27 protein-coding genes and 1 riboswitch are annotated in these 25,437 nt (G+C 39.0%); of the genes, 16 read left to right on the forward strand and 11 right to left on the reverse strand.

The genetic code is table 11. The features are described from left to right. Positions 1-48 precede the first annotated feature (48 nt). The 8 genes from JET18_RS03840 to JET18_RS03875 form a co-directional block, all read right to left on the reverse strand. Entirely contained in the window at positions 49-1,305 is a 1,257-nt protein-coding gene (locus JET18_RS03840; protein WP_202089291.1) for a hypothetical protein, read from the reverse strand. 113 nt (positions 1,306-1,418) lie between these two features. Continuing rightward, positions 1,419-1,721, reverse strand: a complete 303-nt coding sequence (locus JET18_RS03845; protein WP_202089292.1) for a barstar family protein — start codon at positions 1,719-1,721, stop codon at positions 1,419-1,421. 68 nt (positions 1,722-1,789) lie between these two features. Next, positions 1,790-2,098, reverse strand: a complete 309-nt coding sequence (locus tag JET18_RS03850; RefSeq protein ID WP_202089293.1) for a GIY-YIG nuclease family protein — start codon at positions 2,096-2,098, stop codon at positions 1,790-1,792. 68 nt (positions 2,099-2,166) lie between these two features. Next, complete coding sequence (locus JET18_RS03855) at positions 2,167-2,682, reverse strand: ribonuclease domain-containing protein (protein ID WP_202089294.1); 516 nt, start codon at positions 2,680-2,682, stop codon at positions 2,167-2,169. A 267-nt stretch (positions 2,683-2,949) separates the two neighbouring features. Further along, entirely contained in the window at positions 2,950-3,744 is a 795-nt protein-coding gene (nadE, locus tag JET18_RS03860) for an NAD(+) synthase (protein ID WP_202089295.1), read from the reverse strand. Positions 3,745-3,755: 11 nt separating this feature from the next. Continuing rightward, positions 3,756-4,289 (reverse strand): GNAT family N-acetyltransferase, encoded by a 534-nt coding sequence (locus JET18_RS03865; RefSeq protein WP_202089296.1) that lies wholly within the window; start codon positions 4,287-4,289, stop codon positions 3,756-3,758. A 1-nt stretch (position 4,290) separates the two neighbouring features. After that, positions 4,291-4,818: a GNAT family N-acetyltransferase gene (locus JET18_RS03870; RefSeq protein WP_202089297.1), complete on the reverse strand. Its 528-nt coding sequence runs from the start codon at positions 4,816-4,818 to the stop codon at positions 4,291-4,293. A 9-nt stretch (positions 4,819-4,827) separates the two neighbouring features. Continuing rightward, positions 4,828-5,469 (reverse strand): leucine-rich repeat domain-containing protein, encoded by a 642-nt coding sequence (locus JET18_RS03875; protein ID WP_202089298.1) that lies wholly within the window; start codon positions 5,467-5,469, stop codon positions 4,828-4,830. Positions 5,470-5,521: 52 nt separating this feature from the next. Between JET18_RS03875 and gldB the strand changes: the two genes are divergently transcribed. The 12 genes from gldB (at position 5,522) to JET18_RS03935 (ending at position 16,760) form a co-directional block, all read left to right on the forward strand. After that, positions 5,522-6,505 carry a gliding motility lipoprotein GldB gene (gene gldB, locus JET18_RS03880; RefSeq protein ID WP_202089299.1) on the forward strand — a complete coding sequence of 328 codons (984 nt, stop codon included), beginning with the start codon at positions 5,522-5,524 and terminating at the stop codon, positions 6,503-6,505. A gap of 138 nt (positions 6,506-6,643) precedes the next feature. Next, a complete protein-coding gene (locus tag JET18_RS03885; RefSeq protein ID WP_202089300.1) occupies positions 6,644-7,546 on the forward strand; it encodes an ABC transporter ATP-binding protein in 903 nt (300 codons plus the stop codon). A gap of 6 nt (positions 7,547-7,552) precedes the next feature. After that, positions 7,553-9,757, forward strand: coding sequence for a thioredoxin-like domain-containing protein (locus JET18_RS03890; protein ID WP_202089301.1), 2,205 nt, complete (start codon positions 7,553-7,555; stop codon positions 9,755-9,757). A gap of 25 nt (positions 9,758-9,782) precedes the next feature. After that, positions 9,783-10,112, forward strand: a complete 330-nt coding sequence (gldC, locus tag JET18_RS03895) for a gliding motility protein GldC (RefSeq protein ID WP_202089302.1) — start codon at positions 9,783-9,785, stop codon at positions 10,110-10,112. 28 nt (positions 10,113-10,140) lie between these two features. Continuing rightward, a complete protein-coding gene (locus JET18_RS03900) occupies positions 10,141-10,701 on the forward strand; it encodes a hypothetical protein (protein WP_202089303.1) in 561 nt (186 codons plus the stop codon). Between the two features lie 14 nt (positions 10,702-10,715). After that, positions 10,716-11,855: a cystathionine gamma-synthase gene (locus tag JET18_RS03905; protein ID WP_202089304.1), complete on the forward strand. Its 1,140-nt coding sequence runs from the start codon at positions 10,716-10,718 to the stop codon at positions 11,853-11,855. Between the two features lie 18 nt (positions 11,856-11,873). Then, positions 11,874-12,356: a nuclear transport factor 2 family protein gene (locus JET18_RS03910; protein ID WP_034730520.1), complete on the forward strand. Its 483-nt coding sequence runs from the start codon at positions 11,874-11,876 to the stop codon at positions 12,354-12,356. 5 nt (positions 12,357-12,361) lie between these two features. Further along, complete coding sequence (locus JET18_RS03915) at positions 12,362-12,814, forward strand: GNAT family N-acetyltransferase (RefSeq protein ID WP_202089305.1); 453 nt, start codon at positions 12,362-12,364, stop codon at positions 12,812-12,814. Positions 12,815-12,991: 177 nt separating this feature from the next. After that, positions 12,992-13,498: a DinB family protein gene (locus JET18_RS03920; RefSeq protein ID WP_202089306.1), complete on the forward strand. Its 507-nt coding sequence runs from the start codon at positions 12,992-12,994 to the stop codon at positions 13,496-13,498. 277 nt (positions 13,499-13,775) lie between these two features. Continuing rightward, positions 13,776-14,201, forward strand: a complete 426-nt coding sequence (tnpA, locus tag JET18_RS03925; protein ID WP_202089307.1) for an IS200/IS605 family transposase — start codon at positions 13,776-13,778, stop codon at positions 14,199-14,201. Positions 14,202-14,531: 330 nt separating this feature from the next. Next, positions 14,532-15,080, forward strand: coding sequence for an L-threonylcarbamoyladenylate synthase (locus JET18_RS03930; protein WP_202089308.1), 549 nt, complete (start codon positions 14,532-14,534; stop codon positions 15,078-15,080). A gap of 258 nt (positions 15,081-15,338) precedes the next feature. Continuing rightward, the gene (locus JET18_RS03935) at positions 15,339-16,760 is read left to right on the forward strand and encodes a CCA tRNA nucleotidyltransferase (protein ID WP_202089309.1); all 1,422 of its coding nucleotides are present in this window, start codon (positions 15,339-15,341) and stop codon (positions 16,758-16,760) included. Between the two features lie 154 nt (positions 16,761-16,914). On the opposite strand, the gene JET18_RS03940 is transcribed toward JET18_RS03935, so the two are convergent. From JET18_RS03940 to cdd, 3 genes are all read right to left on the reverse strand, one after another. Next, positions 16,915-17,961: a hypothetical protein gene (locus JET18_RS03940; protein WP_202089310.1), complete on the reverse strand. Its 1,047-nt coding sequence runs from the start codon at positions 17,959-17,961 to the stop codon at positions 16,915-16,917. A 12-nt stretch (positions 17,962-17,973) separates the two neighbouring features. Next, positions 17,974-19,815, reverse strand: a complete 1,842-nt coding sequence (locus JET18_RS03945; protein WP_202089311.1) for a TonB-dependent receptor plug domain-containing protein — start codon at positions 19,813-19,815, stop codon at positions 17,974-17,976. Between the two features lie 31 nt (positions 19,816-19,846). Beyond that, a riboswitch (cobalamin riboswitch) is annotated at positions 19,847-20,022 on the reverse strand. A 795-nt stretch (positions 20,023-20,817) separates the two neighbouring features. Then, the gene (cdd, locus tag JET18_RS03950) at positions 20,818-21,300 is read right to left on the reverse strand and encodes a cytidine deaminase (protein WP_202089312.1); all 483 of its coding nucleotides are present in this window, start codon (positions 21,298-21,300) and stop codon (positions 20,818-20,820) included. A 100-nt stretch (positions 21,301-21,400) separates the two neighbouring features. Between cdd and namA the strand changes: the two genes are divergently transcribed. The 4 genes from namA (at position 21,401) to JET18_RS03970 (ending at position 25,436) form a co-directional block, all read left to right on the forward strand. Then, positions 21,401-22,453, forward strand: coding sequence for an NADPH dehydrogenase NamA (namA, locus tag JET18_RS03955; RefSeq protein ID WP_202089313.1), 1,053 nt, complete (start codon positions 21,401-21,403; stop codon positions 22,451-22,453). Positions 22,454-22,460: 7 nt separating this feature from the next. Further along, positions 22,461-22,754, forward strand: a complete 294-nt coding sequence (locus JET18_RS03960; protein WP_202089314.1) for a DUF2752 domain-containing protein — start codon at positions 22,461-22,463, stop codon at positions 22,752-22,754. A 187-nt stretch (positions 22,755-22,941) separates the two neighbouring features. Further along, positions 22,942-23,346 carry a type VI secretion system tube protein TssD gene (gene tssD / locus JET18_RS03965; protein ID WP_202089315.1) on the forward strand — a complete coding sequence of 135 codons (405 nt, stop codon included), beginning with the start codon at positions 22,942-22,944 and terminating at the stop codon, positions 23,344-23,346. Between the two features lie 158 nt (positions 23,347-23,504). Continuing rightward, positions 23,505-25,436, forward strand: a complete 1,932-nt coding sequence (locus JET18_RS03970; RefSeq protein ID WP_202089316.1) for a type VI secretion system Vgr family protein — start codon at positions 23,505-23,507, stop codon at positions 25,434-25,436. Position 25,437 lies beyond the last annotated feature (1 nt).

A 25,437-nucleotide genomic window follows, 5' to 3' on the forward strand; every position in this document is an offset into this window, starting at 1 on the left:
ATGTTTTTAATTGGGAAAATGATAGAATGCTACCGTTGGTATTAAAAATTAATTTAAATACGTAGCATTAAACGACATGGAAATCGGAGCACAGACCATATTGGTGCCCGAAGCCACACCGTTATTAAAGGTTCTTGTCATCCTTACATCCACTGTATGATTTCCTGCAGCAAGAAATTTTACTGTGTTGAAGCTAAACTGTGCACTGAGCCCGCCAGGACCGTATTCCTGGGTCCGCATATAACAATCTGTGGCCGCACCATCAATATATAACCGCGCTTCATAATAGGATGCACCACTTCCTGACGGACTATTTCCGTAGTCTATTCCAAGCATAAAATTGATAAAAAGAGCTTTTCCGCCGGTAGGGATGGTTATGTTCTGAGATGTCCCCGGAATCAAGGTAATGGTGGTGTCATTTACATTAAAAGCGGCACCGGTAGTACTGTTGACCGAAGCCGTAGTTACACTGGCTGCTGTTGGATTAGCTACTGTAATAACATTTCCTGTTGCATCTACCCCCAGTGTCTGGCCTGTACTGATAGGAGAAGCCGAGGTCAGATTGGTAATTCTTGTACCGGATGAATTAGCCGTACCTGAAGCAATTTCCAGTTTTGTATTGGGTGTAGAGGTTCCTATACCTACATTTCCCCCGCTCAATATGGTGAGGTTTTCCGTTCCGTTCGTTTTTAAGGCAAGAGGTGTAGCATTGCTAGGACCAATTGAAAGCTTGGTAGAATTTCCTGAAGCATTGATCTGTACAGTATTGGCATTATCTGCCAGATAATCAATGTTTCCGGAGCCGCCAGCCAATGACAGACTGCCTCTTGATGATCCGGCCGCAATGAAAGAGCCTTCCGTTGCAGAGGTGATTACTTTTACACTATTAGCCCCATTGGCAAAATTTAAAACGTTTCCGCCTGTAGTTACGGTTCTGTTGCCGGGCAATGTTCCGTTGGAATTATAAATATTCAGTAAAGGAGACAATTTTACCCATACTGTTCCATTAAAATAATAGTATCCTACAGCATCAATATTGGCTGTGGTACCAGATAATGTTCCCGTCGCAATATTGTTCACATAAATGAGGGTTGAGACAGGAATTGCAGACATACTCTGTGCCCTCTGTCTGTCTACCCTCGGAACCAGCAGTCCATCTGTATTGGTAGTGGTTCCGGTAGCATTTTTAGCAGTAATATCCAATGTAGACAAAGGAGATGGATTACTGGTTCCCATGCCTATTTGTGCGTTTACGAAGCCGAAAATAGAGAATAGGAATATACTAGAAAATATTATTCTTTTCATAGTTTTATGTTTTTGGAAGAGAAAATTAGTATACTGCAAATATTAATCTTTTTTTCCAAAAAACGACTATTAATGAGAATAATATTTCTGTAAATTATTATAATTCAATATTTTTATGAGTTATCATCGGATTCTTCATCTTCATATTGTTCCAGATAATAGGTGAAGCTGAAATCTTCCATTTCGTCTTCCGCATCTTCCAGAGTGGTCAGAAGATCTTCGAAAATCTCAAGCTGGTCCACAGTCATATTCACAAATTCAATGTGCAGGGGCATTTCCAGCTCTCCTGTGATGACATCGGAAAGGGCATCAAGATTATCCCCGAAATGTTCAGGAAGCGTTATTTTTTCCTTTAATTGGGCGTAGAAATCTTCATAATCGCCTATGTCTGTAAAATCGATATATATTGTCTTCATATTCTTTATTTAATATTAATTTATTTTCTAAGCTTTGTCATTGCGAGGAGCGCAGCGACGAAGCAATCTCAAAAAACATCCATTATATTTTCTATGTCATCGGTTAAATCTCTCCATTCAGGATTCATAGAATTTATAAGATCCAGTTTTTTCTGTCTTGAACCTGCTTTGATCTGTTTCTCTCTAAAAATAGCATCTCCGATTTCCTGATAAGATTCCCAGTATACAAGGATGTATAATTTGTATCTTAATGTGAAACTTTGTTCGTAATAGGCATCTTTATGCTGTTGTACACGCTTGGGCAGGTTTGAAGTTACTCCTGTATAAAGAGTTGTATGATTCTTATTGGTCATAATGTAAACAAAGCCTGGTTTCATATGCTTAAGGGTTTATTTTATGATTAAAGATTGCTTCGTCGCTGCGCTCCTCGCAATGACCTGTTCAACTACTGCTTTTCAAAACTTTTATAATGGTTTTTAGTCAGATAAACATCACCGTTGCGGGTAAATATAATACGGTCTGCATTGCGGTTTCCGCAGTTGTAATTCACATCAGCTTCATAATAGTTTTCTCCCTGAGGAAGTTTCTTTTCCCTGTTTCCAAAACGGTCTCCACCTATGGCTTTTCCCGGCAGTACTTCACAAAGATTCCCTTTCGAGGCATTCCAGCCTTGCTTTTTCGCTTCATTTTTTGTGATATAGTAATCGGGAAGTTTGTGGTTCTGCCTGACATAATCAATGACTGTTTTCTCGTCTGTCAATTGATCTATAGGTTGTGAAGAAGAGCCTGAAACTGTATTTTGAGAATCCTGAGAATGATTTCCCGACCGCGTGGTCTCTGTTTTCACCGTTTCTGTATTTCCTTTTTTATCTGCAATAAAATTATTGTAGATATACATCACAGACATCCCGAAGAGAAGCCCCAGACAAATAAAAAATACCGATCTTATTTTACCGTTCATATTCAAAATTTAAAATATCCACCGACATCTATAGAATCTGTGGAGAAATATCAAAAATATCCCCAATCATCTGCGAAAATCAGCGAAATCTGTGGGAGATAAAACCAACCACAAAAGTCACAAAAGATTTTCACACTTTAGTTATAATAAGTTTACAACAGACTGTTTACAAGTACACCTAAGTTTTCTAAAAATCGTAGATTTTTATTTAATAAAATAAAAAAACATGAAATTCAAGACTCAAAACTTATAATTCAAAACTCATCACTAAGCCTCTCTCCATTCCTCCGGAATATCACACACCGGAATAGGATCTATTTTATGTCTCGCAGCTTTGTGCATTCTGTCGAAAATCAAGAATACCTCTTTATCGCGCCCTTCATAGTCATCCGCTGTTTTGCTTCCATATTCTTTCTGGATCTTTTCCAACTCAGGATAGGTAGCCCCGATCTGCTGTTCATCCGTTCTGTCCACATCCCAAAGTCCGTCTGTAGGAATGGCTTCCTGAATGTTTTTAACCAGATTTAATGCTCTTGCCAGCGTATACACTTCAGTTTTGTACAGATCTGCGATAGGAGAGACATCTACACCACCATCACCATATTTGGTATAAAACCCGATTCCGAAATCTTCCACCTTATTTCCTGTTCCGCACACCAGAAGGCCGTTCAGCTGTCCGTAATAATACAGGGTAAGCATTCTAAGGCGGGATCTCGTGTTGGCGAAAGCCAGTTTTTCATTGGGAAACAGGTCGTCCTTTACATCAAATGTTTTATAAAGTTCCTCAAAAGCAGGCGTCAGATTCACGGACATGGCTTCTACGTTGGGAAATTTTGATTTCAGGTCGTTCATATGTTCCCATGCACGGTCTATCTGATCAGGTTTCTGACGGATCGGCATCTCGATAAGAAGGGTTTTTAATCCGGTCATGGCGGCAAGAGTAGAAACCACTCCTGAATCCACACCTCCGGAAACTCCTATGACATAGCCTTTAACATTAGCTCTTACAGCGTAATCTTTTAACCAGTTTACGATATGATCTATTACTTTTTGCGTCTGCATTGTTTATTTTTTTAGTCTATTCCAAATTCTTTAGGGTATTTTACGATACCCTTTATATTTTTTAATCCGTCTTTTACCAGTTCCACAGCCATTCCATTGATTTCCGGAATGTCGAACGGAAAAGAAATTCCAAAATTACTGGTTTTTTCGTAACCAAACTTAGGATAATAATTTTCATGGCCGATTAAAATAACCGAACTATATCCTAATTCTTTTGCTATGGCGTGACCGCGCAGGATCAGCTGTCCTCCGATTCCCCGGTTCTGAAACTCAGGATGTACGGAAACAGGGGCCAGCGCAAGTGATTCAAAAGTCTCAGCATCATTCTGTATCTGAAGCTTTGTGAATAAAATATGTCCGGCAATTTCACCGTTTTCAGTTTCAGCAACTAAAGAAAGTTCCGGAATAAAAGCTTCCGACTTCCGCAGCCGCTCCACAAGAAAATGTTCCTGATGATCGCTGTGTTCCATGTTCCTGAAAGCTTCTTCCGTAAGCTGGAATACTTTCTGATGATCCTTTTCCTCTTCCTGTCTTATCATCAGCATATTATGGTGTATATTTTCCACGTGGGAGTTCGTACCAGTTGCAGATTCCATCAGGTTCTGTAAATTCTCCGGTTTTCTCAAACCCCAGTTTCTTTAAAATATGATTGGAACCTTCATTCCCGGAATGGGCATGCGCATAAATGATCTCCGCATTCATGTCACGAAACCCAAGTTCCAGAGAGGCTTTTGCCGCTTCAAGGGCATATCCTTTTCCCCATGATTCAGGCAGATAACGGTAGCCGAGATCCAGAACGTTTTTATAGCCGTTGATCGCTTCAGTAAGCAGCTTCAGCCCGCTCCAGCCGATCAGCAGCCCGGTTTCCTTTTCAATCACGGCAAGTCTTCCCGTACCGTTTTCTTCATATTGTTTCTGAATCATTCGGATCACGCCCAATGATTCACTTTGTTCTGTAAGTACCGGAACTCCGATGTATTTCATCACTTCCGGATTGGAATCCAGAAGAAACATACGTTCAACATCTGTTTCTTCAAGCTTCCGTAAGATCAGTCTTTTGGTTTCTATCTTCATACTAATAATTTATGGCTCAGTTCCGAAAATGGTTACATCTGTTTTTGTTCCTTTCTTAATGTCAGATTCCTTCAAGGGAGTTCCGCCGACATTCAGGGTCTGCAGGGCGGTATTTCCGGAGATATCAAGCTTCTGGAGCTTATTGTGTTCAACGTTCAGTTTTCGCAGGTTTTTAAGAGCGGTGATATCAATGGTTTTGAGTTGATTTAAAGATAATGTTAACTGATCAATCCTCGGCGTTTCCTTTAGGGAGATAGTTTCCAGAAGGTTGCTGTCAAGGTAGAGAGAAGTCATTTTTTTCAGACCTTCTGCCTTAAAAGAAGAAATTTTGCATCCCGTACAGGAAAACAGTTCAAGCTGGGGCAGTCCGGAGACAGAAACACTGGGAATGGTATTATCATCAAGAACAACCATTTTAACATTCGGGAAAAGATGCACATCATCTGCTGAGGTGATGCCTTTCTGAACCAGAAATAAATTGGTGACCAGATCTGCTTCCGGTTTTTCCAGATAACCGTTTTTATTGAGATCAAAATTTCCAAGCACAGCTTTTTCAAAGTTTTGATCTTTAAAATTAATTTTTTGGGCACAGAATGGAGATAATCCTAAAATAATAAGCCCAAGACTTGCAAATATTTTAATTTTCATCATCGGGTGTGTTTTTAATCCTTACTTTTGTACACTTAAATTTCATGTAAAAATAATGAAGATTTTTAGAATTATTGCCCTTTCTTCTATTTTAGTTCTCGTTTTGGATTCATGCAAAAAAGAACCGGAGAACCAATGGAAAGTTGAAGTGAAAAATGCGGCAGAAAAAGTAGAACTGACGGATATTTCCAAAGAATTTTATGATCAGGCTCTTCCTCTGGACCAGTTTAAGACTAAATTTCCATGGTTTCAGGGAACTGTTTCTGATGCTGATTTTGGGAAGAGAAGAGCAGATGCCGAAGAAATTAAGATTTATAAGGAAGCAGCTTCCAAAATAGATCAGACGAAGCTTCAGAAAGAACTTCAGGATCTGTTTTCTCACATCAAATATTATTTTCCGAAATTCAAAAGTCCTAAGGTGTATCTTTTCTCATCGGCACTGCAGATGGTTCAGGATCCTATTTTTTACGATGCGGAGGGGAATCTTCTTTTTATAGATATCACGGGATTTATGGGAGATGGCAATGCTAATTATAAAGGTCTTGAATTGTATTTTCAGAAGTCGATGAATCCCCAGAATATTGTTCCTAAAGTTTCACAGATCTTTGCGGAGAATATTATCACCGAATCTCCGGATCATCAGAAATTTATAGACAAAGTTATTCTGAACGGAAAAATCATGATGATGCAGGATGCTTTCCTTCCTGATACCCCGGATTATCTGAAGATGAATTATACTAAAAAACAATACGACTGGGCTGTAGCGAATGAAGCCAATATCTGGAATTATTTTGTAGAAAGCAATCTCATTTTTGGAGATGATCCAAGACTGGTAGAGCGTTTTATCTCGCCCGGACCGTTTTCAAAATTCTATACGGAGATTGATAATGAGTCTTCCCCAATGATCGGAATCTTCACGGGATGGCAGATCTGTAAAGCCTATTTCAAACAGAAACCTGAAACCAAACTCGTGGATTTCTTAAAACTGGATGCAACGAAAATTTTCAACGAAGCCGTTTATAAGCCTAAAACACCTTAATAATTAAGTGTTTATAATAATATGATAACCTTCAGAAGAATCTGGAGGTTATTTTTTTAATTAAATTTTAAAAAACATACTACTTTGTATTGCATATTACTATTTTAATTGTATTTTTGCTTTAATCAAATACATGATATGGAAAATATTATTCAGATACAAAACTTAAACTTTGAATTTTCCCGGGACAAACCTATCCTTAAAAATATTAATCTTTCAGTCCCGAAAGGGAGTATTTTTGGCTTTCTCGGAGCCAACGGTGCAGGGAAATCTACTACAATGAAAATGCTGATCGGCAATATTCCCGATGAATCGGGAGCCATCCGGATCTTTGATAAAAAATTATCAGAACTTTATCCTGAAGGGTTTCAGAAAATCGGAAGCCTGATAGATTCCGCTGCTTTTTATGATCATCTTTCAGGGTGGGAAAACCTTCTGATTATTTCCAGGCTGAGAAATCTCCCTGAATCTGAATGTGAGCGAGTGCTTCACCTTGTTGATCTCTGGGAAAGCAGGGATATGAAGATGAAAAGATATTCCCTGGGGATGAAACAGCGGCTTTCCATAGCGATGACCCTTTTGGGGAAACCTGAACTTCTGATCCTTGATGAGCCGGTAAACGGGCTTGATCCGAACGGGATGCTGGAAATGCGTGAACTTCTGATTAAACTTAACAGAGAGGAAGGCGTTACCATTTTTATATCGAGCCACCTTCTTCAGGAAATTGAAAAAATGATCACCCATCTTGCCATTATTTCGCACGGTGAAATCCGTTTTACAGGAAGCATCAAAGATCTTAACGAATTGTACAGGTATGACCATATCAGGATCGGACTTCATCATGCTTCAGAATTCATCAGTCAGATTCCTGAGACTTATTCACCTAAAATAATTGATTCTTCAACAATTGAAATCACCGCTGAATCCAAGGAGAATATAGCCTCGCTGATTAAAAAGCTGGTTCTGAGTGATGCTGAAATTTTCGAAATCAAAAACAGTGCAGGTCTTGAAGACTGGTTCATGGAAATAACTAAAAACTAAACACCGATGAAAAAATTATTCACCGCCGTTAATATAGAATGGCTGAAAACAAAAGGCCTGGGACTGACTTATATCGCGATTATTTTAGGTGGCCTGATTCCTTTGATAGGCTATGTGCCTGGTTTCTTCAGCTCTGAGATTGTAAAAGAAGGCTTTCTTCCGTTCTCTGTTTTTGAAGATGCAATTGCAGGAGGACAGTCTCTCAAGTCCTTTGTGTTTTTTATCCTGCTTCTGTTCATCATTATTGCTGCCAACAGAATTGCCCAGACTGATCATAAAAACAATGGCTGGCAGCTGATGGAAACACAGCCGGTGAGCCGGTTCAATCTGTATTTTTCCAAATATATTATTCTGCTGCTGCTGTCATTCATAGCCGTATTGTCTTATTTTGGTTTCAGTATCATGGTAGCGTTGGCAGATTATTACATTCATCCTGATCCGGCAAAGCTTCTGACTTTTGATGCGGTGTGGATGATCCAGACTTTTGTAAAAATCTGTGTGACAGTTTTAGGAGTCGCAGCTCTACAGCTGTGTGTTTCTGTAATATTTCAGGGATTTATCTGGTCATTTCTTATCGGTGCATTGGGAATTGCTTCCAATATTACTTCACTGGTTCAGAAGCAGTCTTATTTCTTTAATCCATACAGTTCGTTATATGCTTTCTGGAAGGCTCCGGAAGTGAGAGACCTGAACAGCTTTATTTCCTATCCGGAATACATGAGTATGTTCTGGATGGTCGTTTTCCTTGCCTTAGGTTACTTTTGGTACAGTAGAAAAGGATTTAAAAATGCTTTTCTTAAAAGTAAAAAGCAGATCATCATTTCAGCTGCTTCACTGATAATCGGAGGAGGGTTTCTTTATATGTTCCAGAAGCCGAGAGCTTACAAAAGTGACGGAACGGGTATTGCAATTAAAGGAAAGCTGGAAACAGATCTTAAAATAGACTCTGTACGTATTTATTCCAAAGAATTTCACAAAAAGATCGGAGCTGCGGCTGTTAAAAACAATACATTCAGCTGGGTAACGACAAAAGCTCTTCCATTTGATGAATATATCCTTGAATTCGGGAATAAAAGACTCGATATCGTTATGGGAAGCGGAGACTGGTTTGATTTTGAGATTAAACTTAACAGCGCCAATATGGTTTCTTATGTGAAATCTAACCGGAAAGCCGACCAGGAATACAAAAACACGGAAAGTTCTTTTGGCTTTGAATTCAGCTATGGCCTCGAAAAGCAGAGTTTTAATAATGACCCAAAAGGTTTTTATGAGCTGGCAGAATCCGACTGGAAAGAAAATAAGAGGGTTTTAAATATTTTTGCAGATTCGGAAAATAATGCACTTTCAGAAGACTATAAACTGTACAGAAGGCAGCTGATGGCGATTGATTTTCTGAATGAGATCAATAATTACAGGAAAATGACATCATGGAACGATCCGAAATTCGCACCGCCGGCATCTTTTGTGAAAGAGCTTAATGAAAACATCCAAAAGCCAGGACCGCTTTTAAGCAAAAACGATAATTATCTTCAGTATAAACTGGATCTACTGCTTTCAGATAAAGATCAGGCGTCCAATCCGGACAGTATTTTGTTTGTAAAGATCAACAGTATGCCTGAAGGAATTTCCAAAGACCAGCTGATGGCCAAACATCTTGCAAAAACAATCGAACTGCAGACGGACAGCCTTACGAGAAATAAACTTTTCGCTGCTGAAATCGGAAAAATAAAAGATAAAGATTATAAAGGAATGCTGTATTCGAAAATTGATCAGATCAACAGGTCTCAGAAAGGCTCTGTATTTACGGATCTGGTTCTCCTGAATGCTCAGGACAAAAAGAATCAGCTTTCAAAATATAAAGGAAAATATGTAGTGATAGATTTTTGGGCAACATGGTGTGGTCCGTGTAAACAGATCCGTCCTGTATTTGAAACCAGAAGCCATCAGTACAGGAACTATGACAATATCCAGTTTATTTCAGTAAGCCTTGATCAGGATAAATCCAAATGGCAGAATTATCTGAAGACCAAAACATCCAATGTTCCCCAGTTCTGGCTGGCTGATGCAGAGCAGTTTATGAGTAAATACAGAATTCAGTCTATTCCAAGATTTATCATTATAGATCCGGAAGGTAAAATTTTTAATTTTAATACACCATTTCCTGATGAAGATAACTTCGTAGAAATTTTAGATAAGCTGAAGAAGTATTAACTTTGCGGAAAAATTTTAGATTGATATGAGAAAAACTCAGATTACAATAGATGTAGAGTTGGATGAAAACCACATTCCTGAAAATATTACATGGAACGCTCAGGATGGCGGTGTGGAAAAGGAAGAAACAAAAGCGACGATGATCTCTGTGTGGGATGATAAAACCATGGAAGCTTTAAGAATCGATCTTTGGACCAAAGAAATGCCTGTGGATCAGATGAAAATGTTCATTCACCAGATTTTGGTATCTTTAGGGAATACGTACCAGAGAGCTACCGGAGAAGAGGATGTAGCAGAGTGGCTGGAGCAGATAGCAGATGAATTTGCTATTAAATCAGCCATCAGGTCAGTATAGAAAACCTCCACACCAATCACAAAATATTATGAAAAAAGCACTTCTCATCATCAGTATGGCGGTATTACTGGCCGCGTGCGATAAGAAAACCGAAGTAAAGGAAACCAAAACAGCAGATTCTACGGTACAGGCAGAAAAGCTTCCCGCTCAGGAAACCGCTGAAGTTTCCGGTACGGAAAAACCGTCTGAAATCCAGGCATTGGATGTTGCTCTGTTTAAAGAGAAAGAAATTCCTTCCGCCATGTTAAAGGGAAGTCTTCATCCGCATGATATGGAAGGTGAATCTATCATGGAACTGGTTCCTTCTATGAATGATTTCATTAAAGGAAACGGCTCGGATATTGCTTACATAGATGATTCCCTGAAGAAAATCATTCTTAAGATCAACGGAAAGTTTGAAGAACTGAAGGAAACCGGTAAGGACAAGTATGAGAACAGTGAATATCAGGTTTCTTTTACCACCACAATCCCGGAAAAAGTTCCTGAAGATATAGAAGTTCTGGCTTATGCCTTTGACGGAAAGCTGGAAGTGAAAAGAAAATCTGACAACGTTTCGAAGAGCCTTGATTTCTTTATGGGAGGCCTATAAAAAATAAAAATATTATGAATTTTAATACAAAAGTAATTCACGGAGGGCAGCACCACGAGTCTGCAACAGGTTCTGTAAATGTTCCTGTATTTTTAACGTCTACATTTGCACAAAAAAGCCCGGGAGTTCATTCCGGATATGAATATTCAAGAGCAGCCAATCCTACAAGACAGGCTTTGGAAGACTCTCTGGCAAGCATTGAAAACGGAGCGAGAGGACTTGCTTTCGGTTCCGGACTGGCAGCCATCGACTGTGTATTGAAATTACTGAATCCAGGTGATGAGGTAGTAGCGGTAGACGACCTTTACGGAGGAACGTACAGAATGTTCACAAGACTTTTTGAAAAATATCAGTTGAAATTTACATTCGTGAATTTCGATGATGTTTCTAAAATTGCAGACGTTATTACAGATAAAACTAAGCTGATTTGGGTAGAAACACCTACCAACCCTCTGATGAAGCTGGTAGATATTAAAGCCGTTGTGGAAATTGCAAAAGGAAAAGATATCCTTGTGGCTGTAGACAATACTTTCGCGACACCTTACATCCAGAGACCGATTGATCTTGGGGCAGATATCGTGATGCACTCGGCTACAAAATATTTAGGAGGACATTCGGATGTTATTGCCGGAGCACTGATCGCCAAAGATGCTGAGCTGGGAGAAAAACTTCACTTTATTCAGTTTGCAAGCGGCGGTATTTTAGGCCCGCACGATTCTTATCTTGTTTTAAGAGGAATCAAAACGTTAGCATTAAGAATGCAGCGTCATTCCGATAACGGGCTGGCTGTAGCGAAATATCTTGAAAACCATCCGGCAGTAGATAAAGTAATTTATCCGGGACTGGAATCTCATCCACAGTATGATCTTGCCAAATCTCAGATGAAAGAAGCAGGAGGAATGGTTTCTTTCACTTTTAAATCCGGTAAAAAAGAAGATGCAGTAAAATTTCTTGAGAGAGTAAAAGTATTCACTCTTGCAGAATCTTTAGGAGGCGTAGAATCCTTAGCGAATCACCCGGCTTTAATGACGCATGCTTCTATTCCTGCCGATAAACGTGAAGAATTGGGAATTACCGATGATCTTGTGCGTTTAAGCGTTGGAATTGAAGACGCAGAAGATCTTATCGCAGATCTTGAACGTGCTTTTTCTTAACCATTTAAAATATATATAATGAGAAAGATTCAATTTTTTTTGATCTTAAGTTTTGTCAGTCAGATTGTATACTCACAGGTAAAAACTACCGATGAACTGTATAAAACGGCCAAAAAGCTGGACAGTTTGATATTTGATATAGGATTTAATAAATGTGATCTTTCTCATTATAAATCTATAGTCAGCAAAGACCTAGAGTTTTATCATGATAAAGGAGGAATCACTTCCGGTGAACCCGCTTTTACTGCTTCCATTAAAAATAATATCTGCGGTAACCGTAACAAAGTAAAGCGTGACCTCGTGCCGAACAGTATGAAAGTCTATCCTTTATACAACAATAACGTTCTGTACGCTTTTATAGAAGAAGGAGAACATGATTTCTTCGAATTTTCAGATGGAAAATGGAATCAGGGCAGCCGTGCTAAATTTACGATTCTGTGGATTCAGGAAGATAAGCAGTGGAAGATGAAAAGGGTATTGAGCTACGATCATCATTTATAAAACATATGAAAAACACCAGAAAAGCAACCTTTGAAGATTTAAATCAGTTGGCGGAATTATTCGACCAATACAGAGTTTTTTATCACAAAGAATCTGATATTCCGGCGGCTGAAAATTTTCTCAGAGAAAGAATAGAGCACAAAGATTCTGAAATTTTTGTGGCAGAAGAAGAGGGTAAACTGACAGGATTTGTCCAGTTGTATCCGATATTTTCTTCCACAAGAATGCAGCGCTACTGGCTGCTGAACGATCTCTACGTTAATGGAGACCATAGAGGGAAAGGCTATTCCAAAGAACTGATTGAAGAAGCCAAAGAGCTGTGCAGATCATCCAATGCCTGCGGAGTCCTTCTGGAAACAGGAAAAAGCAATGACATCGGAAACCAGCTGTATCCCGCCTGCGGTTTCGAACTTTATGACTCTGTGAATTTCTATGAATGGACGAACAGGGGAAATTAAAAGTGAAGAACTAAGAACTAAAAATGGGAATGGTCAATGCCTAATTGTGAATAGTCAATCGTGAATGGTCAATTGTGAATAGTTAAAGGTCAATTGTCAATTCATTGGAGGTATTACTCATTGCTCATCACTGATCACTCATCATTTATCGCTCATAACTTATAACTCAAAAAAATCATGTCTGATTTTCAAAAATACATACAAAGATATCTGGACCAGATTCCTTCTGAGAACTGGATCGGAGAATTAAAAACATCAGGAGATAAAACCGTAGAAATATACGCTGCCCTTACAGAAGGACAGTCTCTTTTTGCCTATGCAGCCGGAAAATGGACACTGAAAGAACTTTTGCTGCATTTATCAGATACCGAAAGAATATTCCAGTACAGGATTCTGGCCTTTGCAAGAGGAGAAAAGACCGGCTTGCCAGGTTTTGATGAAGAAGAATATGCAGCGAATTCTTTTGCCAATAACAGATCATTAGAATCCCTTTTGGAAGAGTATAAACTTGTAAGAAAGTCTTCACAGATCCTCATTGAAACCCTTGAACCCGGTGTTCTGAATAATACAGGTATAGCCAACGGCAATAAACTGGCCGTAGAAACAATCGGAAAACTGATTGTGGGACACAATTATCATCATTTAAGCATTATTAAAGAGAGGTATTTGCCGGGGGTGAAATAGGTGTGTAGAGCCAAGACTCAAGAGCCAAGAGCCAAGATGGGGAATATAGAGACTTCTCTGTGCTTTAAATGAATTGTAAAGTAAGAAAATATTCAATAGGAACTGGTTTTACTATTGGAAGATTTAATAAAACAATATTTATAATAAAAAATAAACGGATTGAATGTAAAAATTCAATAGGAACGGGCTTCAGCCCGTTTTTTTAATGTAAACCATCGAGAGGCGGCTTTAGCCAAAACATAAATAAAAAATATTATTTTTGGTTAAAACAACACAAATGTCTTTTATAAAAATTTATATTCATCTTGTCTTTTCTACAAAAAACAGAGTTCCTCATCTCAGTACATTTGAGCTAAGGATTAAATTATGGAAACATATCAAGGAAAATGCTTCAGAAAAAGGAATCTATTTAGATCTGGTTAATGGTTACTCGGATCATTGTCACTGTCTTATTTCGTTAGGTTCCGGACAAAATATAGAAAAGGTAGTACAGCTTTTAAAAGGAGAATCTTCTTATTGGATTAATAAAAATCAGCTTACTCAGGATAAATTTTCATGGCAGGACGAATATTTCGCCGTTTCGGTTTCAGAATCGAAAGTAGACGCTGTGAGAGAATATATTAAAAATCAGGAGAAACATCATCAGAAAAGAAGTTTTGCAGATGAATATCAGGAATTTCTTGAGAAAAATAATTTTATATAGGTTTTGGCTAAAGCCATTGTCGTAAATCTCTTGTTGTAAATGGGCTAAAGCCCATTCCTATTGAATATGTTTGTCATCATAAAGAATAAATGAGATAGAACATTTTTCTGAGTATATTACCAGACTGAATAAAGCAATATTTTAAACAATAAAACGGATTGAATGTGAAATTCAATAGGAACGGGCTTTAGCCCGTTTTTTAATGAAAACCATTGCAATATGGCTTTAGCCAAAACCTAATAACCATCCAAACAAAACATTTATCCCCATATTTTTGGCGGAACCTTCCCGTTTTTTTACCTTTATACACAGGTTTAAAACCTGAAAATTATGGAAAACATTGTTGAAATATTAAAATCCGGCGGAACGATTCTCTATCCTACAGATACTATTTGGGGAATAGGATGTGATGCTACCAATATAGAGGCTGTCAATAAGATTTTTGACATCAAAAAAAGGGAAAAAAACAAATCAATGATTATTCTTGTTGAATCTGAAAAGAGACTTCAGGACCTGGTAGATGTTCCCGAAATGGCCTGGGAAATTATTGATCTCAGCGAAAAACCGGTGACCATTGTTTATGAAAATCCCCGCGGACTGCCGAAGGAACTGCTTGCTGAAGACGGAAGCATCGGGATCCGACTGATAAAAACAGATTTCTGTAAAAAACTGATCACGAAGCTGAACCGGCCTTTGGTTTCTACTTCTGCCAATTTCAGTGGTGATAAAAGTCCGTTGAAGTTTTCTGATATTTCTCCGGAAATAATTAAGCTGGTAGATTATGCGGTGGAAGAAGACCGTGATAAAGTATCAAAATATTCCGGTTCTTCCGTGATAAAGATATGGAGCGATAACAGAATTAAGGTTCTGCGCGAATAAAATTCCGCAATAATCCGTTCAATTTAAAATCTTGCCCATACATATCGGCAGGATTTCTTTTTTTTAATTTCTATCTTTGCATTCTTCAACTGATAAAATCAACGGCAGGTCTGAATCCGGAGGTTCTGTACTGACAATTCTGTATAGGGAAAACTTCCAGTGAAAACCATGTTTTTGATGCTGAAGAAAATAATAATGAATCTCCATCATAAGTGATGGAAAGCTGTTTAGCTAGAAAAGACGACCTATTTATTAACGATGAAAATTAATCTTACCCAAAATAAAAATTTAAAACTGTTCAAGATCATTGCTGAAGCGGCTGAAAAAAACAATCAGTCGGTATACATTGTTGGTGGTTATGTCCGTGATCTTCTGATGAAGAGAGCAGCATCTACTGATATTGATTTTGTGACTGAACAGAGCGGTATTGAGCTGGCTCAAACCGTAGCAAAAGATATTGATCCGAAATTAAAAGTTTCTGTATTCAAAACTTACGGAACCGCCATGATCAAATATAAAGACCTTGATCTGGAATTCGTAGGAGCAAGAAAGGAAAGCTATACAGAAAACAGCAGAAAGCCCGAAGTGGAAGGTGGAACGCTGGAAGACGACCAGAAGAGAAGAGATTTCACGATCAATGCAATGGCTATTTCTTTGAATAAAAGTAATTTCGGAGAACTGATTGACCCTTTCAACGGGGTTGATGATCTGGAAAAAGGAATTTTAAGAACGCCTTTGGAACCTGCTCAGACCTACTCTGATGATCCGTTGAGGATGATGAGAGCCGTTCGTTTTGCTTCAACATTAAACTTTGAGATTGAAGAAAAATCCCTGAACGCGATCAAACAGGAAGCGGAAAGAATTAAAATTGTTTCCATGGAAAGAATCATGGTGGAATTCAATAAAATCATGATGTCTAAAAAACCTTCTGTTGGTTTGGGATTAATGGAATCAACGGGTCTTTTAAAACTGGTGATTCCTGAACTCGTTGAACTGAAAGGAGTAGAAGAAGTAGAAGGACAGACCCATAAAGATAATTTTTACCATACCCTGGAAGTAGTTGACAATATTTCTGAAAATACAGATAACTTGTGGCTGCGCTGGTCTGCGCTGTTGCATGATATTGGGAAAGCACCTACCAAAAAATTTGTAGAAGGAACGGGATGGACTTTCCACGGACACGAATTCTTGGGTTCAAAAATGGTAAAAACCCTTTTCCACCGCTTGAAACAGCCGTTAGGAAGTGATATGAAGTACGTTCAGAAGATGGTGAAACTTTCATCACGCCCAATTGCGCTGATCACGGATGATGCGTCTGATTCTGCATTGAGAAGGCTTTTATTTGATGCCGGCGAAAATCTGGAAGATCTGTTCACGCTGTGTAAGGCTGATATTACTACGAAAAACTCCAAAAAACAGGACCGTTTCAAAAAGAATTTTGAGTATGTAGCCGTGAAAATCAAAGAGGTGGAGGAAAAAGATCAGGTTCGTAATTTCCAGCCGCCAATAACAGGAGAAGAGATCATGCAGATGTTTAACCTTAAACCCGGAAAAGAGATTGGAATTCTGAAAGAAAAAGTAAAAGAAGCTATTCTGGAAGGTGAAATTCTTAACGATAAGGAAGAAGCTGAAAAGTTTGTGATCGCTGAAGCGGAGAAACTGGGATTGAAATGTAATTAAAATAATGATTATAGTATAAAAGCTTCGGCGGGACAAAGTCCCGCCGAAGCTTTTTATTTTCGTTGAAAATAAAATCAGGCCGCTTCTCCGAAGCGGCCTGAAAAAAAACACAAATGTTGAAAAAAAAATATAATAATACCGAAGTATTAATTGTCTAGTTTGGGTAAACAGCATTAGAACCGATACCGGTTGTGAATGATCTGATGATTGCTCCTGTAGTAGAATACACCACAATTTTACTGTCCTGTGTAAATCCGTTGGAATCAGAAGTGAAAATTTTATCATTGATGACACTGAATCCGTATAGAGCAGAATACTGATCAACACTGTTCGCAACCGTGAACAATGGAGCTGTAGGAGCCGTTGTAGCGGTCATATCCATAGCGTATACATTCTTGGCGGAAGAGAAATAAAATTTACCGTTTGAAATCTCAAGGTTTTTAGCATCGGCAATACCTGTTAAAGTAATGGTTTTTGTAATACTTCCTGTGCTTGAAATCTGATAGATGTAAGAATTTGCAGCTTCTGCGGCAATAGCGTAAACATTCTGGTTGTTGGAGATGATCTTGTTGATGTTTCCAGCAGGTAGAGTGATGGGAGGCTGCGCTTCGTTGGTAGAAGTATTGATATACGTGATCTTATTACCAAAACCGAATGATGCATTCTGTACAAAGATATTGTTTCCGGCTTCCACAATTCTCTCAGCAGCATCTGTGAAAGTAATTTTTTTGATGAAAGAACGGTCTGAAGCTTTATAAATACTTACATATTTGGCTCCGTTGTATTTATCATTCGTTACATAAATATTATTGTTCGCAAAAGCCATGTAACGGGGCGAATTAAGCTCGGCGGTAATTTCACCGTTAGCCTTAAAATTATAACGGTTTACGATCTGGATCTTGTTGGAGTTATTCAGCAGTAAGTAAGCATTTTCGCCGTTAAAAGCGATCATCTGTAAAACATCACCTAATTTGGCTCCGCCGTTATTCAAAGCGAAAATATTATTTTGCTTAAGGTTCAGGTCGGCAGTTACAAACGTTACGTCTCCTTCAGGTTTCCCGAAAGTCCCCTCATTGGAGAATAAAAAACCGTTGCCGTAGAATATTTCCTGCTCATCATTATCATTATCGCTGCTACACGACACGATGCCTGAAAGAAGCGCGAAAGCAAAAAGAAAATGTAGAAATCTGTTCAGTCTCATAATATATTAAGTTTAAAAATTAATTGTTGCATAAATACTGTAGTTTCTCTTAGGCATCGGGTAAAGAGATACCGTCTGATAAACTGTATCGGTAAGATTATTCACCTTAAATCCTAGCGTGTATTTCTGTAAAATAGAAGAGGAAATACCTGTATTTAAAATAAAATAGGAATCAATGGCGGTAGATCTTTTCTCATCGGTACTCGTATACGTAAGCCCGTTGAAAAGCCCCTGGGCATAGAACTTCAGGAAAGAATATCCATACTCTATATTTCCCACAGCTTTATGAAGCGGAACATACATCAGCTGCATCTGCGTATTCTTATTGACAGATTTTGAATAAGTATAACCTGCATCCACCCTGAAAGCATGTTTCCCGAATGTCTTATTCCATGTAGCCTGCGATTCCAGACCATAAGATTCAACTTTGTAGGTATTCACAGGCGCCCAGTATCCGTAGGGTGTGGGAAGCCAGCTGATCATATTTTTAATGTCCATATAATAAGGACTCAGTGTAATTTTAAAATCTCCGAAGCTGAACTCATGGTTCATATCAATATTCGTAGACGTTTCAGAAAGAAGATCCAGGTTTCCTCCCGGCTGCCAGTAAAGATCATTAAAAGATGGAAATCTGAAGTTTCTTGAAAAACTGATTCCTGCATGATACCACTTCGCCGCATTCCATTTCCCGGAAAAAGAATACAGCAGGGGAGAAGAAATATCCTCTACAAAATCCTTTTTAATTCCTGCTTCAAAACGGAGATCTTTAGTCACAAAATATCTGATCAGACCAGCTAATGAACCTACATTTCTGCTGATAGATCCAATCCCGGACTGATAACCTTCACCCTTATTCACCTGAAATTCCCCGATAGCATTGATGTTGAGCTTTGGGGTGATGAAATAATTGAAATCATTCTTGAAAATATAATTCTTTCCCTCCGCACCGCTTGCTTTAGGCTGATTAAGATCCGCGAAATACTGGAAATTATCTTCCGTATAAGCTGCCTTTAAACTGTTGGAAAGCTTACTGGTATTAACATCCCAGGCGATCAGACTTCTTAAGGTCTGGGCATTGTATTTTGTTTTATTACCGTTGGTTTCAAATATAGGATAATGCTGTGAAGCATCAAAAATCTGATTTTGCCATGAAATAGTCTGGTGATCCGCAATTTTATAAGAAGCTCCGATATTCACAGAAGTATTGTAATACTTTCCGTTGATATTGTTGAATCCTGTACTTCCTACCACAAATTCAGGCACCTTATAATCATTCTGACTCGTTAAATAACTTCCTGAAACCTTGATGCTGAATTCATCATTGCTGAAAGAAGCCTGTGCAAAATTATTATACGTATCAAAAGAACTCGCCTCCGAAAAAACGGAAGCCTTAAATCCTCTGTTGAAATCTAAAATATTATTCAAATGAATACTTCCTCCGATGGCTCCGCTGCCATACACAACACTTCCTCCGCCAGCTTTCACATCAATCTGGTCATACCCGAAAGCCGGAATATTATTCACATCTCCCTGCCCCAGAAAACTGGAGTTAATATTGATTCCGTTCCATACAAAGGCGGTCTGCTGAGCGGTTGATCCCCGGAATGACGGTGAAGAAACAGCGCCGCGGCCATTTTCCTTGATGTAAATAGAAGATTGAAAACGTAAAAGTTCAGAAAGATTCGTTGAATTTTTCTCAACATCTTTTGGAGTAATGGTACGGACCGGATGAAAAAGTTTAACCCTGTTCATCTGGTTGTCAAAAATATAAATGGTGTCAATATCCTTCTCCTGTCCGAAAAGAAAGCTGCCGTAAGACGCACAAAGCAGTATTAAAGATCTTTTTATATCCATACTATTTTACTTTTCCTCCGAAAGTAATAAGGTTTTAGTTAGTATTTTGGCAGGTCTCCTGACTTTCGCTTTCTGCGCCTTCCCGTATGAACAGTGGCTTTTTACAGAAAATGGTGTTGCGATTTACAGTTGCGGGGACAGCTTGGGAGTTCCACCCAATTCCCTATTATTTCCAATACGCTGGAAACCAAAATTTTTGCAAAGATAACTTTTTAAATGTATTGAACAAAAAGGCACAAAAGTGAATAATGAATGCAGGATTCTGCTTCTCAAAGAAATTTTTAAATGTATAAGTGATCACGAATGAACAGGATACTATAAAATTGAAAAATTATTCTTTAAATTAACTACCTGCCTGCGAAACAAAATTGATGAAAACCTAAAAGTGAATGGTCAATTTTGCTTCGCAAGTGAATCGTCAATGATCAACCATAAGTATACAGCATTAAAATTCACTACACGTCAGCGAAATAAAATTGATAAAAAACCTGAAAGTGAATGGTGAATTGTCAATTTTGCTTCGCAAGTGAATCGTCAATTATCAACGATAAATGGGCAGGATTAAAATTCACTACCCGCCAGCGAAACAAAATTGATGAAAAACCTAAAAGTGAATGGTGAATTGTCAATTTTGCTTCGCAAGTGAATCGTCGATGATCAACGATAAATGTGCAGCATTAAAATTCACTACCCGTCAGCGAAATAAAATTGATGAAAAACCTGAAAGTGAATGGTGAATTGTCAATTTTGCTTCGCAAGTGAATCGTCAATGATCAACGATAAATGTGCAGCATTAAAATTCACTACACGTCAGCGAAATAAAATTGATGAAAAACCTAAAAGTGAATGGTGAATTGTCAATTTTGCTTCGCAAGTGAATCGTCAATCATCAACCATAAATATACAGCATTAAAATTCACCATTGACTTGCGAAGCAAAATTGACAATTGACATAAATCTATGATCTTGGTTCTTTACTCTTTGTTCTTGGCTCTTTTTCCTCTACAAAAACGAAGAATCAAAATAAAACGGCAGCAGATCCTTAATGGAATGCACCTTCACCACTTCATCATTCATACTTGAAAAATAAAGATCGATATCGTCATTCTGCTTGGTCTCGTATTCTATTAAGCTTTGTCTGCACGCTCCACATGGCGGAATCGGCGGATTTTTCTCATGGAATTCCTTAGGACCTCCCACCACGAAGATCTTTTTTACTTTTACATTCGGAAAATTCGCAGCTACCCAGAAAAGAGTCGTTCTTTCTGCACATAACCCTGATGGATAGGCAGCATTCTCCTGGTTGTTCCCGGAATAAATTTCACCGTTTTCCAGCAGAACGGCACATCCTACAAGAAAATTCGAATAGGGGGCATAGGCATTCTCGCGGGCCTGCTTTGCACGCTCGAATAGTTTTTTTTCTATATCGTTCAGTTCACTGCTGTTTTTAAACTGCTCGTAACTGATCTGTATGTCTTTTTTCATATATTAGTCAGACTAAAAAGGGGGGCTAAAATTACTCCTTTTTCATCAGCTGGACAATGTTTTTTTTATGTATCCATAAATTGAAATTCAAAAAAAGAAAATGCTTTATACTCCAATAAAATTCAGAAATATAGAATTAAAAAACAGATGGGTAATGTCGCCCATGTGCATGTATTCATGTGAAAACGGACTGGCCAATGACTTCCATTTCGTACACTATGGCAGCCGGGCTCAGGGTGGAACCGGACTCATTATGGTAGAGGCCACCGGGGTAGAACCGCGAGGCAGAATTACCAACCACTGCATGGGGATCTGGAATGATGAGCAGGCGGCAGAACTTGGAAAAATCGTTCATTTCGTACATTCCCGTTCAGAAAGTAAAATAGGAATCCAGCTGGCTCATGCCGGAAGAAAAGGTTCCACCTGGAACAACCTCCAGATCCCGCTTGAAGAAGGCTGGGAAACCATAGCACCGAGCGGCCTTCCATATCATCCCTCAGAAAGAATTCCCCATGTGCTGACCGTTGATGAAATCAGAGAACAGGTTCAGAATTTCAAGGAAGCAGCCAGAAGAGCTGTAAAGGCCGGTTTTGATATCATAGAAATTCACGGGGCGCACGGATATCTGATCCACCAGTTTTTATCGCCGCTTTCCAATATCAGAACAGACGAGTATGGAGGAAGCTTTGAAAACAGAACCCGTTTTCTGGTGGAAATTGTAGATGCCGTAAATGAGGAACTGGATGAAAATACAGCCCTGTTTGTAAGGATTTCCGGAACCGAATATGCAGAAAACGGCTGGAATATCAATGACAGTGTAGAGCTGGCAAAAATTTTAAAGGAACATGCGGTAGATCTTGTGGATGTTTCAAGCGGTGGCAATATTCATGGGGCGAAAATCTCTGTTTTTGACGGGTATCAGGTTCCTTTTTCATCACAGGTAAGAAACGAGGCCGGAGTGAAAACCGGAGCCGTTGGATTGATTACAAAAGTTGAGCAGGCGGAAGGAATCCTGCAAAAAGGAGAGGCAGACCTGATATTTGTGGCAAGGGAAATTCTAAGGAATCCATACATTGCCGTTCAGGGATCATTTGAAATGAAGGAGAACTGCTTCTTCCCGCATCAGTACACCAGAGCTAAAATTTCAACATAAGCTCCGGATGGATATAGAAGACTTTATGCTCACGTGTCCCAGTAAGAAATTTCTGGGAATAGAATGTCTGGGATGTGGTGCTCAGAGGGCAGTTGTGCTCGTATTTGAAGGCAGGTTTTCAGAAGCTTTTCATCTATATCCGGCGGTTTACACCCTTTTATTGTTTTTTCTGATTTTAGTTTTGAGTTTTATAGATAAAAAAAGAAAGTATGGTAATCTTCTGATGATTTTGGCAGCTGTAAATCTGGTTATCATGGTCATATCATATTACTACAAACATTTTTATCTGCATGCTCATTAATAAATAAAAAGATCAGAATGAGACAATATTTTTTAACAGCTGTTTAAAGCCTTTGAAAAAAAGTCGTAGAATTACTACAAAATGTGAATCTCTTTAATAAAAACTTTTTAAATTAGAGCGTGGGGGTTATCTTTGTTAGACAAACTTTACGAAATAGTATAATCATTAATGATTAAAATGCAAGAATATGGCAGGAAATTCAAGAGGAATCTTAAAATTCAATGGAGGTGAAGGACAAAAGCTGTTAAAGCTTAATTACAGTGTATCCAGATCTACAGACGTTTCAGGACGTGTAGCATCCGATCCGTCAAATGCTTTGATTAAAGTAACTGTGGAAGCAACGGAAAAATCTGATATCCTGGAAAGCTTATTGAATGGTAAATACAAGCCTACAAGCGGTGAAATTACATTCAATAAATCTCATGAAGAAGGAACATTGATTACCCTGAAATGGGAGAACGGATATGTGATTCAGCATGAAATGGATTTTGATGCTATCGACACCAACAGTATGCTGGTAAGCTTTGTAATAAGTGCAGAAAGTATTTCATACGGAAATTCACTTTACGATGGATTCTGGCCATTGAGCTAGGTCACGCGTAGTGAAAATATAAAGAGACTGTCCCTCCAAGACGGTCTTTTTTTACCTGTTAGGAATGCTGATTGAAAGTAAGGAATCTTTGTTTTTTATCAAAAATTCCCATTTGCATGAATAATATACACCATTTAACACAAATCACTTTATAAAATATGTCAACTATACCTGAAAAATCAAATGGAGCGGCTTTTCGCCCGGCGCAGAACGCAGACGGGGTGTCCGAGAATCATCATACCGGAATCAATCGTTTGGTCAAGCTTTCCTTAGTTATAGAGGGAAAAATTATCAAATTTTATAAACATTTTAAACTGAAGCAAAGTTCCCAGCGCCATCATGAATTTACGCTTACCCTCGCGCATGATACTTTGGGAGACCGGCAGACCCATTCCCTGGAAGATGCCAATAAATTTCTGGGCAAACGTCTTACCGCGGTCATTTCATATAAAGATATAGAAAACAGTCCGGAGAGAACCTTTGTAGGGATTATTACCGGAGTAGGATTCAGCCAGGAGAAGATGAGTCTTGGAAACATTGTGCTTACCGGATGCAGCCCTACCATTCTGCTGGACGGAGCTTCCCATATCCAGAGTTTTGGAGGAAGCCAGCCTGTAAACATAGGTATCATTGCAGAGGAAGTGATTAAACAGGGAATTGATAAAAGCCGCTTTGATATCAGAGTGGATGCCAATAATTTCTCTCAGATCATCTACAGCAGCCAGTACGACGAAACGCATTACAACTATCTGGCAAGAATGGCTGAAGCATACGGTGAACAGTTTTTTTATGACGGTGAAGTCCTGCATTTCGGGAAACTGCCGCCTCAGAATAAACCCATTACCCTTACCTACGGAAGCAGTGCCAATGACATCAAAGTGGAAATGAAAGCGGTGCATACCAAACCACAGTTCTACGGGTACAACAGCAACAGACATGAAAAGCTGACTTCAGGTTCTACGCCTATTCAGCACGTAAGTGATATGGCAAAAACAGCTTACGATCACAATAACAGTATTTATAAAACGCCCGCACTTCAGATCGCTCCAATCAAGGCCTCAACGCATCTGGATGTGGAATATTCACAGAAAAGTGCTTCCGGAAGTGAAGCAGTCAATGTTTTTTCCATCTCAGGAAATACCACGGTTCCTTTCCTTCATCCTGGATGTATTGCCGATGTGCAGATGAGAAAGCAGGATTCAAATGAAACATCTTATTTCACGAGAATAATGATCACGGAATCTGAACACGAAATTGATACCATCGGACATTACAACGGAAGTTTTGTAGGAATAGCCGCAGATACAGGATTCCTTCCGAGACCGGAATACAAAATCCCTAAAGCCGAACCTCAGACTGCCACCGTGATATCCAATACAGATCCGGAAGGACAGGGCAGAATTCAGGTGCAGTTTGACTGGCAGACCAGCGATACCACGCACTTTATCAGAATGATGAGCCCGGATGCAGGTGGAACAGATCAGATCACCCAAAACAGAGGTTATGTAGCCATTCCCGAAGTGGGCGACCAGGTGATGGTGAATTTCGTTCACAGCCATCCGGACAGACCTTTCGTAATGGGAGGAATGTTTCATGGAGGAATTGCGTTGGGCGGCGGCGTGAATAATCATCTGAAATCTATCCAGACACGAAGCGGAATCAGGATCTTAATGAATGATGAAGAAGGAAGTGTAAAGATCATGGATCCAAGCGGAAATATCTATTTCATGGACGGTGCAGGAAATATCAGCATGAAGGCTCCGAAAAATTTCACCCTGAATGCAGGCGACAATATCAATATCACTGCCGGAAAGGAAATTTCGATCAGTGCAGGAGAAGGAATCAACAGTTCTGCGAATGACAGCATTATTTCTACTGCCGGAAAAGATATCGTTCAGACCGCTACCGGGGATATCCGTGAAACTTCGGATACCAGAACGGAAATGGTAGAGAAAGAATTCAAAAGACAGTCTGAAACCTCCAACGAAATAGCCGGCGAAATATCCATGTTCAGCGAGCTTGAAAATATGACGATGCAGAGCGGCAAGATTGTGGAATTCAACAGTGCTGAAAAATCAAAACTTTTCTGAT

It is taken from the genome of Chryseobacterium endalhagicum, from assembly GCF_016745235.1.
GTDB classification, from domain to species: Bacteria; Bacteroidota; Bacteroidia; order Flavobacteriales; family Weeksellaceae; genus Chryseobacterium; species Chryseobacterium endalhagicum.